Here is a 685-nt window from a genome sequence, read left to right on the forward strand (position 1 = left end):
GCCTTTTCAAGTCGATTCTTTTCCTGCAATAGACTACCTAGATAGACATCTCGTCTGCCTAGTAAAGCTTTTAATAATCTGACATTTTCAGGTTCAGGCTGCCATATGATTAACTTTGCGGTGTAACCATAACGTGAAAGAGCTTCACTATCAGCTTTATCCGTTTTATTTAGCATGGACATGCCTTTGGCAAAGGCTCTTACTCGTGAAGGATTAGCCACACAAACCTTTACACCTGCATCATATAGATAATATCCCAAATTCTCATGATAAACCGAAGTCGCTTCCATGATTGCTGTCACTTGATCAGGTTCAATTTTAAGAGTGATGAGCCATTTGAGCAGACTGCCAAAGCCACTTTCTGTATTAGTAAATATTTTATTTTTTCTTTTTCCAGTCAAACCTTGAGGGAAAATGCAACAATCTATTTTGGTTTTACTGACATCAATACCTAGCATAATCATGGTGATATTCCTTGAGTTTAAGCTATGATTTTTATCCCATTAACCATCATCTTACCTTGTGAATACAGCATCAAAGTGCTTAGTTACCGTTCAGAGTTGTATGAGGGATAAGGGCAAATTGTAGGTTTTATCTCAGGTTCAAATTTAAGATTTTAGCAGCACTCCAAACTCTACAATTTGCGTATAGTGGTAGCTAATCACTATATCAATCAAGATACAAG

The 685-nt window shown here is 36.8% G+C and carries 1 protein-coding gene; it reads right to left on the reverse strand.

All coding sequences use genetic code 11. The annotated features are described in order from the left end of the window. A partial coding sequence (locus ACEO2X_RS14035) for a transposase (protein WP_371972172.1) occupies positions 1-464 on the reverse strand: 464 nt, incomplete at its 3' end. Between the last annotated feature and the right edge of the window lie 221 nt (positions 465-685).

Origin of the sequence: Acinetobacter sp. AL9 (assembly GCF_041464035.1) — a bacterium.
Classification (GTDB): domain Bacteria; phylum Pseudomonadota; class Gammaproteobacteria; order Pseudomonadales; family Moraxellaceae; genus Acinetobacter; species Acinetobacter towneri.